11 protein-coding genes are annotated in these 12,950 nt (G+C 37.0%); all 11 read left to right on the top strand.

Features of this window, described 5'->3' with window-relative positions; genetic code table 11:
* The coding region (locus D8863_RS11305; RefSeq protein WP_260469785.1) for a PoNe immunity protein domain-containing protein at positions 1–541 on the top strand (541 nt) is incomplete at its 5' end.
* Positions 542–562: 21 nt separating this feature from the next.
* Positions 563–1,222 carry a PoNe immunity protein domain-containing protein gene (locus D8863_RS10185; protein WP_125441836.1) on the top strand — a complete coding sequence of 220 codons (660 nt, stop codon included), beginning with the start codon at positions 563–565 and terminating at the stop codon, positions 1,220–1,222.
* Positions 1,223–1,637: 415 nt separating this feature from the next.
* Complete coding sequence (locus D8863_RS10180) at positions 1,638–1,940, top strand: WXG100 family type VII secretion target (protein ID WP_042769153.1); 303 nt, start codon at positions 1,638–1,640, stop codon at positions 1,938–1,940.
* A 57-nt stretch (positions 1,941–1,997) separates the two neighbouring features.
* Positions 1,998–5,225, top strand: a complete 3,228-nt coding sequence (gene esaA, locus D8863_RS10175) for a type VII secretion protein EsaA (RefSeq protein WP_125441835.1) — start codon at positions 1,998–2,000, stop codon at positions 5,223–5,225.
* 1 nt (position 5,226) lies between these two features.
* Complete coding sequence (gene essA, locus D8863_RS10170; protein ID WP_125441834.1) at positions 5,227–5,688, top strand: type VII secretion protein EssA; 462 nt, start codon at positions 5,227–5,229, stop codon at positions 5,686–5,688.
* Positions 5,689–5,812: 124 nt separating this feature from the next.
* Positions 5,813–6,055 carry a type VII secretion protein gene (locus D8863_RS10165; protein ID WP_044020224.1) on the top strand — a complete coding sequence of 81 codons (243 nt, stop codon included), beginning with the start codon at positions 5,813–5,815 and terminating at the stop codon, positions 6,053–6,055.
* 14 nt (positions 6,056–6,069) lie between these two features.
* Positions 6,070–7,266 carry a type VII secretion protein EssB gene (gene essB, locus D8863_RS10160; protein WP_125389490.1) on the top strand — a complete coding sequence of 399 codons (1,197 nt, stop codon included), beginning with the start codon at positions 6,070–6,072 and terminating at the stop codon, positions 7,264–7,266.
* Positions 7,267–7,275: 9 nt separating this feature from the next.
* Positions 7,276–11,652: a type VII secretion protein EssC gene (gene essC, locus D8863_RS10155; RefSeq protein WP_125441833.1), complete on the top strand. Its 4,377-nt coding sequence runs from the start codon at positions 7,276–7,278 to the stop codon at positions 11,650–11,652.
* An 11-nt stretch (positions 11,653–11,663) separates the two neighbouring features.
* Positions 11,664–11,993 (top strand): DUF4176 domain-containing protein, encoded by a 330-nt coding sequence (locus D8863_RS10150; RefSeq protein WP_125441832.1) that lies wholly within the window; start codon positions 11,664–11,666, stop codon positions 11,991–11,993.
* 204 nt (positions 11,994–12,197) lie between these two features.
* Positions 12,198–12,482 (top strand): TIGR04197 family type VII secretion effector, encoded by a 285-nt coding sequence (locus D8863_RS10140; protein WP_125441831.1) that lies wholly within the window; start codon positions 12,198–12,200, stop codon positions 12,480–12,482.
* A gap of 9 nt (positions 12,483–12,491) precedes the next feature.
* Positions 12,492–12,950, top strand: a 459-nt coding sequence (locus D8863_RS10135) for a T7SS effector LXG polymorphic toxin (RefSeq protein ID WP_221763086.1), incomplete at its 3' end; no start/stop codon positions are given.

Genomic DNA, 12,950 nt, shown 5'->3' with positions numbered 1-12,950 from the left:
CCATTATCAAGATTTGGTTTTGGATAATGAAGAACTAGTGAAACTTTCCTATTCTATAGGGGCTTCGAAAGAGGAGATTTTCCCCTATTATCGAGGTGTTCTGTCTCATCTCAAAGTTATTGCTTCAGAGGGAGTTCCCTTTTATCGTGCAGTTGATGTCTTTGCCCTGGGAGTTCTTTATAGTGATCGTAAGGAAGAGTTTTTGGATGATTTGAAGGCTATTTATGAGCAGATGGACCACACAGATGGTTTGATTGAATACTACATGGTTTATCTATTCCATGATAAGGTAGTTCCTTTCCATTCGATTCTAGAGTATCAAAATATGATAGAGGACACTTATGAGAGTGTAGCCAAGGCACAGGGTTTCTGGTACTATAGCCACTCAGATGCCCCATGGTATAACAATCATACAAAAGATACCTATAAGGGCTACTGGAGTTTTGACACCGCCGCAACCTGCAAAATCAAAGGAATCTACGACGAACGCTTGAAAGACTTAGAGTACTTCCCATATGACTTGTTGGTGCAGGGAGAGTAGGTTGAAAATTGGAGTGAATACATGTTAAGAGATAAAATTCAAACAAAAGAGTACTTCCAAGAAGCATTTGAATGGTATTCTGAAAGTTTGCGCAAGAAGTTGGAACGTTTTGATAAGGTAAAACCAGAAAGTCTTTCGAATCATTTCCGATTTAGAGTTATTAATTATGAAGATTTATTAAGAGTTGGCTACTCTCTAGGGAAGGATGTTCAGGAGCTCTTTCCATATTACCAAGGGATCCTCTCCAACTTAAAAGAGGTCGCTTCGGAAGGAGTTCCTTTTGACTTGGCGGTTGATATATTTGCCTTAGGAGTTCTTTATAGTGAGCGTAAGGAAGAGTTTCTGGATGATTTGAAGGCTATTTATGAGCAGATGGACCACACAGATGGCTTGATTGAATACTACATGGTTTATCTATTCCATGACAAGATAGTTCCTTTCCATTCGATTTTAGAGTATCAAAATATGATTGAGGACACTTATGAGAGTGTAGCCAAGGCGCAGGGTTTCTGGTACTATAGCCACTCGGATGCTCCATGGTATAACAACCATACCAAAGATACTTATGTAGGCTACTGGAGTTTTGACACCGCTGCAACCTGCAAGATCAAAGGAATCTACGACGAACGCTTGAAAGACCTAGAGTACTTTCCATATGACCTTCTAGTCCAAGAAAACTAAGAAAACTGGGTTTCTACCCAGTTTTTATCAAACAGGTAGTCTCCTTTTTCTTTACGTTAACACAGTTATTCTTAACACGGACACCCACAGCATGGCTGAGGTCCTCAAGCAGGGAGCTATAGTACTGGAACAACTTCGACTGGATTTGCCAAACGGGTGGAGGATCTGGTCAAGATTTCTGAGAAGGTCCAGAGCTTACTATCTGAAAAATAAATGGAGGGAATAGACTTCTGCATTGATTAGTATGATTTTTCGTTTCATACGTATTGAGTAGGACGTTGATTTTTTGATACTTTATATCATCAAACTAATTATTGCTAAAATATTATTTTTTTAAATTATTTGATGTAATACTTGCGTTAGCATTTGAATAATGTTAAAATAAGATAAAAAAAAAGAACATAGGAGTAAGAATATGTCAGACCAAATTCGTGTATCCACAGAAACCCTTCAATCACGTGCGCGTGAATATGGAAAAGCTGCTAATGATATCAGAGTTATCTTGAACAATCTTCAACGCCTACAAGACACTCTTCGTACAGAGTGGGAAGGTGCTGCCTTCCAAGGTTTCGAGAGACAATTCCTTGAATTGAAACCGAAGGTTGTAAATTTTGCGGATTTGATGCAACAAATCAATACACAACTTGATAAGACTGCTGAAGCAATGAAACAAAATGACCAAGCTTTATCTAAGAACTTTGGCATTCAAAATAGTTAAGGATAAAGTTGAGGATTTCTCCTCAACTTTTTTACTACATTTATTTAAGGAGATCATGTGAACAAGAAAGTTTTATTTAGCTTAGGGATAGCACTGTTATTAGTTACAATGATAGTATCCTTCTTTGCAGTTGTAAAACCAACACCTATCAGCCGAACGAACTCAGATTCCTCGGTGCAACAAGCCCCTATTAAAGTGGCTGTTGTTAATGAAGATACAGGTAAGGTATATAATGGACAACCGATTAACATTGCGAATACTTTAGTAAACTCGTTCATAGCTAAAAATAATTACAAAGTAGAAGTTGTTTCTCGGTCAATCGCTGAAAACGGTCTAAAAAATGAGACTTATCAGTTGATGATAATCTTGCCAAGTAAATTTTCAGAAGAAGCTTTAGCGATCGAATCAACTTCCCCTGTTCAGGCGAAGTTTCAATATCAAATTCAATCAAGTGATCAACTGACTGTTAAACAGGCTGAACAAGCAGTAGTAGCTTTCAAAGAGCTTTTTAATAAGGACTTGATTAATATTTATTTCACTAGTATTATTGGGAATTTGAAAACAGCACAAGGCCAAGTTGCTGATGTGGTTACAAACGAACATGAGTCACTAACGTCCTTTAATAATAAGTTGGTGGATCCTCTTGCTCAATATAGTCAACAATTTAATGGTTTAGGTTCATCACCGAATAATCTCTTATCATCGTATTCATCATTTAACAAAACCCTGTTAAATACAAATGATGCCTTTAAATCCATTATTTCTGTTGACAAGACATATGAGGGACCAATAAAAGAAATAGATGAGCAACAAAAAAAATGGGATAATTCCTTGAATAAAAGAGAACAGGCTTTGTCCAACTATGATAAAGACTTTTCTAAATTATCAGTTAAGGCACAATTAGATCAATTAACTGCTATAAACACTCAAGTTACTGAGAAGTTATCAGAGCCAGCTATTTGGAAAGAAACCACTAATACGGCTTCTTCCTATAATCAAGATATCACAAAACTTCTTGAAAGCTTGAAGAATAATAACAAGGAAATTGATGATACCTTATCAAATTATGATAAAAAGATTAGAGAAGCAGTAGAGTCTTCCTTGGCTAAAAACTCCTCAGTGGTAGATGGAGCAAATAAAACTCTTGGAAGTTATATCCAGTCGTTAAATACTAGTATGCAAAATCAAATTACTAGTAAATGGCCAGGTGTATACTACGATGATGCAGCTATAGATAATCTTTCTTTGTCAGATACTGATAAACAACATTTGAAAAATATTAGTAGTTTTATACGGTGGTATAGTAAGAAGGCAGGGAAAGATTTGCCAACTTTGCAAGCTACAACACTTGAAAATGAAGAATTTTCTCAGTTAAAGAATGATATTAAATCTAAGAGCACAACAAAACGTGAGCTAAAATTGCCTTCGTTTGAAGGAAAAATTTCAAAATTAACCTTAACAGTACCAAATGGATACTATCTTAAAGAATCAAACTATGGATTTTCTGATCTTGGAGGAGATAGCTATCAGGTATCCATCCCTAGTGAAGCATCTCCAGGTATGACTATTTCATACACACTAGGAATCAAGAATGAAAATGATATCAGTGTCTTGTCGCCTGTCTTTGTTAAGTATCAATTAGATACGACAGAAGATGTAAAAGTTATAAAGGAAGATGCCCCTGATCTAGAAAAAGGGAGAACAGAGAATAATACGCCTGTTAGTCCAGCTACTTCTGTAACGTCAAGCTCCTCTACGTCTGATGGGAAGAAACCAACAGAAATTGTTACAGTCACCAAGACCATCACGATTACAAAGATAAATCAAACAGAAAAGAAAGTTTTGAATCGTCATTATGAGATGCAAGACATTATTTCTAACTGGAAGTACAATCCTACCAAGCTAACTCAAGCAGTTTATAAAGATGTTGAGGCGTATCTACAGTTATCAGGACTAGTTACTGCGTATTACGGCTTAGATTTATCTAAAAATACGTACACAGACACTACGTTTGTTCCGGCAGAAGGTTCTCTTGCTGCCTTAGCAAATAATGATGACCTCAAGACTATTGTGACCAATCTAATCAAAGCGACCACAGTAGAAGCTTTAAAATCAGATTTGAAGATTTCGGATAAAAAATTGACGGATATTCAGTCTCGATTGGCTAATGCTGAGAAATTAACATCTAATATTGATCAGCTGAGAGAAACAACCAAAGATTTAATGACCCAGTTAAGTCAGTTAATTGAACAAACCAAATTAGTGGATAAAACGATTGAAAGTAAACCTAGTTTTGTTGAAACAGAAAAAGTAGATAATACTAATATGGTTACAGTTAGTATGGATATGAACAGGGACCTAGGTACACTGATGTCAGCTAGTAAAACCTTGATGGACAATACAAAAGCAAACCAAGCTGTTTCTGAGACAATTGAAGCTACTATGACTCAGTTGACAAATGATGTTAATACATTGGAAAAAGACGGGAAATCATTAACTGAACGCGTTTCTGAGTTGAAGAAAATCATGTCTAGTGAATATGGTTCAAACGAAGAATTCCTTAAAAACTTTTCTACTGTTTTGAGCAATACTAAAACGGGTAACACCAAAAATGAAGCTGTCTATGAATATTTGTCGAACCCTGTTGATGCTTCGAAAATTGGGAATGTCGTATCAGCTGCGACCAATTCACCGTCACAGACTAATCGTCAAGACGAAAGGTCAGGACTTCTGATTATCTTAATCAGCTATCTTGTTAGCTTGGTTGTTGCTTATCTTTTCCAACATGCAGATAAAGAAGAATTGCAAAGATTAATCAGTTTGAAGGATCGTTTGTCATGGAGAAATTCTTCTGGACCAATGTTCTTCCTAAGTGTGATTTCAGTAGCAGCAGGTTCTATCATTGCGATTGTTTCTGGAGTTAAACTTGCTTTCTCTGTAAGTCAGTTGAGTTGGTTTGTAGTACTTCTTGTCTTGGTAAGTCTAATGATGACATATGGTCTGAATATCCTTATGGATAAACTAAAAAGTCTTGGATTTTTGATAAGTATAAGTCTACTACTGCTTTATATCATTTCAGCAACTCAATTGTTTGATGAATATTATGTGAATTCGGCTCCTATTTTAACAGCTCTTTCTCCATTGACATATCTTGAAGGTGCAGTGAAGTTATTCATTAATCAGCAAAATGGAGTTGTTCAGTCAGTAATGGTAATTGTTGTTCTCACAATTGCTTTGGGACTTGGAAATACTTTCTTGTATCGCCAAGTTAAGGATAGCAAGTAATATGAAAAAAACCATTGTCTTTATCTTTCTATTGTTTTTAGTTTTTACAAGAGGAAGTGTTGTCTTTGCAAATGATGGATCTTTGCAAATAGATACTTCTTTAGATAAAAATACCAAGAAAACGGAGATTCAGTACTTTGAACAGGAGAGTAATTTGACAAAGTTATTTCATCCTGAGACATATAAATTGATTGATGCAACTAAAAAATTGGATAAAGAAAAGTATCAATTAGTTAAAACAAACTTATTTATCACTAAAGTGGAAACAGAGAATATCGTTAATGAGTATCAGTCTGCTTTATTTACCAGTCAGATTCAAATCAATCACAGTGATAAAAAGACTGTTTCACTTAATAACGTAAAGTCTCCTGTTTCTTGGACTGCAATTTTATTGTTTATACTAGGGATGATTGTCACAATTTACTCGCTCTTTTATAAAAAGTTACATACAGCTAAACAATAAAATCGATAGAAAAATACATAGAGGGAGATACAAATGTATCTCCCTTTTTATAAACAAAAAGTTCTTCAATATTCATGTTCTGCGTGATATAATAGGCATAACACAATAGATTTAGGAGGGTTCTATGGAAGAGTACATTAATATTAGTCTGGATTGTTCGCCTTTTTTATCTAAAATATTAGATTTAAGAGTTCCTACTGAGTTAACGATTAAAGAATTACTACAAATCGTCTCAGATACTTATGGTATAGGGGTTAAGGTAATGAATCCAAGTGTAAGAAATCAACAGTCTGGAGAAATTCTTGCTAGTACGAGCAGTCTAGCATTAGTGAAAGACGGAGTTTTATTAAAATTGGAAAGAATATAGTAAGGGAGTCAGGTATGGACGTTCAAAAAATGGAATTAGTAGTTGGAGATATCAAGGGAAATCGAGAAATAGCTTATGCTCTATTAACAGCAACACAACCTTATTTTGTGAATCAAAATGTCATTGAGGAAGAAGGTAAATTAACGATTGAAAGTCTTTTGACAGATGAATATTATTCTTGGGATAAGCTGACTACGATGATTGATGAAGAAAAGTTACGTCATCTGATCAATGTTGGTCAATTATTTAACTTGCTGAAGGATTCAATTTATACTTATGAGTTATCACCTAGTAATCTAGTATTTTCACGAAATGGGAATCCCCTATTCATTTTTCGTGGTGTTAAAGGGCAAGTGCCTCCCTATGATGCATTAAACCTAGAAGCGTTTACAGTTAACTTTAAAGCCATGATAGTATCTCTACTAGATAAAAAGGTAAGTTATGAAAAATTAGTGGAGGGGCAGTCGCCATTCTATAAGGGAAAACTGTTTTGTGAGACCATCATGAAGGCTGAAGATTTGGATGCAATCTTAGCCTTACTACTAGAAAAATACCTAGAAGAACAGGAACAAAATAAAGAAAAATTTTCACGTGTTCCTAACAAACTTGTTTCGCGATTGAAGTGGACTACTATTATTGCATCACTTATTGGAGTGCTGTCAATTGTTGGAGTGCTTTACTTTGCATTGTTCGCTATGCCTAATCAACAAATGATTTCGGATTTACGTTTGGCTTTTGTACACCAAGATTATTCATCGGTTGTATCTACTGTTAAAAATACAGACTCTAAATCACTTAGTCAAGATGATGCTTATATGGTAGCTTTTTCGGTCATTAAAACAGAACCTTTAACTGAAGCGCAAAAGACAGAACTATCCAAAATATCAACTCAATCAAGTACAGACTATCTTCGTTACTGGGTCTTAATTGGCCAGTCGAAAATTGATGAAGCTATAGATATTGCGAGTTACTTAGATGATCCACAATTATTAATGTACGGTCTGACTAAAAAGGTTGATGAAGTTCAGAGAAATCCTAACCTCACATCAGAACAACGTACGGAGCAACTAAATAATTATAAGAGTAAATTGGAAGAGTTGAAGAAAAACTACCTAACACCTGAGACGAACAAGTCGAATACGACTTCGACATCAACTTCGACATCAACTTCAGCTTCAACTTCAACTTCAACTTCAGCAGAGTCAAGATAGGAGTGGTCTATGAATTATTTATTTTTTGAAGGCAATGTTTATCCACTCTATGCAGGAAAAACCTATCAAATGGGGTCTTTTGTAGATTCTAATATCTATCTTCCTATTTTTGAGAATGTGGTGCTGGAAGTCAAGGAAAATGAAGTTGAACTACTCGGGGAGACTTATTCTTATGGGTATCATTTGGTTTCTATAGCTGAAAGTATAAATGTTTCCTTATTGATTATTGAAAATACAGAGCATTACCTTCTTCCTGAGAAAATACTTTATTTATCAGATAAGAAAGAAGCGTCTATTCGCTTAGTTGATTTTCCTATAGAAATCATTTTGACCTTTGATGGGACAAATAAGACGATTTACAGTGTTAGTCCATTTTACATTAACGGTGAAAGAAAAACAGGAAAGCAAAACATTCAAGATATGGATCAAATTGTTTTTGAACAAGGTCTAGGTTTATCCGTTCAAAAACAAATCTTATCGATTCATTCACTATTTTCTATTGAGACAAGCTTACTGCCTTTTTCTGAAGTAATGGTCGAAGACCGTTCAAAAGAATTTCATCGCTCTCCACGGATTATTCTAAGAGAACCTGAGGATAAAGTAACGATTGCTTCGGCACCAACAGATGATGAAGGTCACAAACAATCGTTACTGAGATTGATTATTACCCCTTTGGCGATGATTGTCTTTACGATACTGACCGTTTACTTTACACGTAGTGGTGGAATGATGTTTATGATGATGGGGATGTCTGTCATTACTATTGGGACTTCCATTCATACTTATTTTTCTGATAAAAAATCACATAAGGAACTTCAAGAACAGAAAATTGTTGATTATATGGAATATTTGGAAACCAAATATTCTCAGTTAGCTGACTTACGTGACGAACAAGTTGAGGCTCTGGTTTATCATTTTCCTGATACAGTTCGTATTTTGGAAATGGTAGAAAAAATAGATCGACGAATTTATGAGAAAACGCTCTATCACTTCGATTTCTTGTCTTATCGCTTAGGATTGGGGGAAGTTAATTCTAGTTTCTCTATTGAGTATTCAGATTCTGAGTTGACAAAATACAATGCGGCTGCTAATCAAAAAATTCAAGAACTACTTTCTTACTATCGTGTGACTAAACAGGTACCAATTACTCATACATTAACAAATCCTATGGGTTATATCGGAACACGACAAATAGTGATTGAACAAGTTCAACAGATGATGATGCAATTAGCGACTTTCCAAAGTTATCATGATTTACAGTTTATTCCAATTTTTCGAGAGGAAGAGTTGGAGTTGTGGGATTGGAGTCGTTGGTTACCTCATACGAAAATTAAAGCACTAAATAGCCGTGGTTTTGTTTACAATCAACGTACTCGAGATCAACTATTGACGTCACTCTATCAAATTATTAAAGACAGAAAATTAGATAGTGAGCAGGACAAAGGAAAGGAAAAGCAATATAGCCCTCATTATATTCTCTTTATTACAGATTTAAGCCTGATGTTGGATCACAACATTATGGAGTACATCAATGAAGATTTATCCCATTTAGGGATTCATTACGTTTTCGTAGAAGAAGTACTTGAAAGTTTACCAGAACACGTTAAGACAGTTGTTGACTATCGAGGAGATAAAAAAGGTACCGTATTACTTCAGGATGGCAATTATACAAATAAAGAAATTACGCCTCTTCCTCCTGTAAGTTTATCGGAAAAGGAAAATTTTGCGAGAAATCTCGCGGGTATTCATCATGTTCAGACTTTGCGTAATTCGATTCCGAATAGCATTACCTTCCTGGAGATGTATGGAGTCAATAAGGTAGAGGAACTGGATCTTTTAAAACGATGGCAGGACAATGAGACTTTCCAAACAATGGCTGTTCCTCTAGGAGTTCGAGGTAGAGACGATATTCTTTATCTAAACATTCATGAGAAGGCGCATGGACCTCATGGATTGATTGCTGGTACTACGGGATCAGGGAAGTCTGAGCTTATTCAGTCCTACATTCTATCTTTAGCTGTGAACTACCATCCGTATGAGGTTGCTTTCCTCTTGATTGACTATAAAGGTGGAGGAATGGCTAATCTCTTTGCAGATCTCCCTCACGTCGTTGGTACGATTACAAACTTGGATGGCAACCAGGCAAATCGAGCTCTGGTATCTATCAAGGCTGAACTGAAGAAACGTCAGCGTATTTTTGCAGAAAATGATGTTAATCATATCAACCAGTACATGAAACTCTTCAAAGAAGGGAAGGTTAAAGAACCATTACCACATCTATTAATCATTAGTGATGAGTTTGCAGAGTTGAAGGCGAATCAACCTGATTTCATGGATGAATTGGTCTCTACGGCTCGTATTGGTCGTTCATTGGGAGTTAAATTAATTTTAGCAACCCAAAAACCTAGTGGAGTTGTCAATGATCAAATTTGGTCCAACTCGAAGTTTAAAATAGCTCTTAAAGTACAGGATGTTGCGGATTCTAGAGAAGTAATCAAAACACCTGATGCTGCAGAAATCACCCAGACAGGTAGAGCCTATCTTCAAGTCGGAAACAATGAAATCTATGAGTTATTCCAAAGCGCGTGGTCGGGTGCGGATTATAATCCTGAAGGACGAAACCATGTTCAAAAAAATACAACTGTGTATGAGATTACAAGTAATGGCCAATACAATGCCATTAATAAAGATTTGAGTGGTTTAGTCAATCGAAAAGAAGCAAAGGCTGTTCCCACAGAATTGGATGCCATTGTAGAAAAAGCTCGTGAAGTCTTTGACGGTCTTCATATTCATCAGGTGGCCAGTCCTTGGTTGCCACCACTTGAAGAAAAGATATATGCTAAAGATACACAATCGACTAACTTCAAGGATTATTGGGGACGTTCAGAGGCCTTAAAACCTATTTTAGTTGGGTATCAAGATAATCCTGAAAGACAGGAACAATCTCCACTTTATTTCAATATGGAACAAAGAGGCCATATTCTATTAGTTTCTAGTCCAGGATTCGGGAAGTCCACTTTTCTACAGAACTTTGCGATGGACGTGATCCGTAAGCAGACACCAGAACAGGTCCATTTCTACCTCTATGACTTTGGTACTAGTGGCTTGATCTCTATTTCTGATTTCCCTCATGTTGCAGATTATTTCACCTTGGATGAAACTGAGAAAATCATGAAATCTCTTCGATTCTTGAATAGAGAGATTAAAACTCGGAAACGGGCTCTTTCGCGAGCAAGAGCGACAAATCTAACGCAGTACAATCAGTTGTCAGATGAGAGTTTTCCAACTATTTTCATCGAGATAGATGGTTTTGATAGTGTGATGGATGCCCCATTTGTAGATGCCTTTTATGATACTTTAAATGTCATCGCTCGAGATGGTGCTTCTCTAGGAATCTATCTAGTCGTGACACTTTCTCGTCTCAATGCGATGCGATTACAGTTGCAATCCAACTTTAAGACTAAGATTTCTCTCTTCTTATTTGATAACAGTGACTTGTCAGGTGTAGTAGGACGTTCAAACATTCCACTCGATGAAATCAAAGGCCGGGCGATAGCTAAATTTGACGATATCGTCCAATTCCAAGTGATGTTACCATACAGTAGTGAATACTATACGGACTACATAAAAGAAGTTCGTGCAGAACAAGAAGCAATGGCTGTGGCATACGATGGACCGCTTCCTGCAGGTATCCCAATGTTGCCAGAAAAGGTCACCAAAGAAGGATTGTCAGAAATCTTAGAAAGCAGCCAAGACTTTATCTTGGGACTCGAAAGAGAGGCTGTTGTTCCAGCATCCTTTAGTTTCGAGAGACCTATTCTTATAGCCTCAGACAGCCCTGCTTTTGTAACGAATTACTATAAATTATTAGAGTATCATTTGGAACGTATGTCAGGTAAGTATAATACGCTTATCTTAGATCCTAGTCAGCGTATCAGCAACCAACTTTTTGATGGTATCCAACGTTTCGATACTTCTTTAGAAGTCGATAATGTAATGAAGACGATATTAGAAGACTTTAAGAAACGAGTGGCTACACCAAGTCAGGACTATCCTAAATGGTTAATTCTGATCCCTGATATTGCGGCGACAGCTATGGCAGCAGGGATGAACGAAGTAGACTTCAAAGAACTTCTTACGGAAGGTTCTCGCTATGGAGTGACTTTAGTATTTGCTGGAGCTTATCAGGATCTAGTAACCAATCAATACGATAATTTTGTCAAACTAGTTAATCAGTTAGTAGAACAAGTCTTTCTTGGCGTACGCATTAGCGATCAAGATCATACTCGCTATCCTTATATCATGAATGAACCGGCACTGAAGCCTAACCAAGGATACATTCTTTACCCAGATCGTTATGAATTTGTTCAATTATTAGAAATTTAGAAAGGGATACGATGAAAGAAACGACTATGTTGCCACTCGGCAGTATCATTATATTAAAAGGAAATACAAAGAAGATGATGATCATTGCACGGGTCATCGCAGCGCCTGTCAAAGGGAATATCTATCGCTTTGACTACGGGGCTTGCCTCTATCCTGAAGGGCTAGTAGGCGATAGCCTTATCTACTTCAATGACGAAGATATTTTTAAGGTTGTTCAAGAGGGCTATAGTGATGAGGATAATGACCTCATGTTGGAAAATATTGCTGCGGTTATAGACCAGACAGATATCCCTAAAGGAAATGTAGCCGAATTGAATGACGTAAATGGATTGGGGGGATAACCAAGCAGTGGGAAACCTTCTCCAGTGACTACACGAGTTTCCAAACGGAGATGAATACCTTCTATGATGCTATCTGTGATGAAATCACTAGGTTGGAAAATCAAAAGAATGAAGAAAACGGCATTATTGGCTGGTGTCAAAGTCAGATGAATAATCTGGGAAATATCATCGAGAAGCTACTACATACGAAGGAGGGGTAAGGCCATGTATGGAACGATTCAATTATCCGAGGTTCTGTTTAACTCACACATCGGTAGTCTATCCAAGGCTAAGGCTAGTTTGGCAGGAGTTGGAAAACCGAGCTTCAACACGACAGCTACATCGAAAGGCTTGGACTTGTATCAGGAACAATTCAATGAACTCCACCAGTTGGTGAAGACCTATACGACTTTGCTGGAGACAGATATCGCCTTGATGGCAGCCACAGGGAAAGAGATGCATCGGACAGATAGTGTCCTGGGTCAAAACATGTTTCCTGGTTTGCAGTAGGGAGGTGCTATGAGTTACAATATAAAATTTGATGATATCACCTCTGTTCAGGTGGAAAGTCAAAAGACGATAAATGCTTGGGGAGAGTCNGTNGCNAGCCTNAACAAGGCCATGANNGACTTNATCAACAATNAAAANCTCCAAGGTCAGGCCATCTCGAGTATGCGCAGATACCTAGTAGAGGTGCATGGGACTCTCCTTCAGACTCTGGTCAATCTCATGAATGACTACTCAACCAATCTCCTACTGTACAAGGACGGTTACTACCAGATTGACGGTGATCTTCATACAAAGTTGCCAGGTCAGGTATTTACAAACCTTCATAGTGCTTTAAAGAGTTCACGGGATAGTCTAAAGAGTGAGATTGAGCTCTTGAACACGACCAAGGACAAGATTTCTGATTTGGTGAGCTATGATGGAAGCAGTCATACCAGCACGGTCATGGACTATAACTTTCTGCTCAATCAG

Origin of the sequence: Streptococcus oralis (assembly GCF_003943825.1) — a bacterium.
GTDB classification, from domain to species: Bacteria; Bacillota; Bacilli; order Lactobacillales; family Streptococcaceae; genus Streptococcus; species Streptococcus oralis_CD.
Note: the sequence above shows the minus strand (reverse complement) of the source record. Positions and strands in the feature narration are given on the sequence as shown.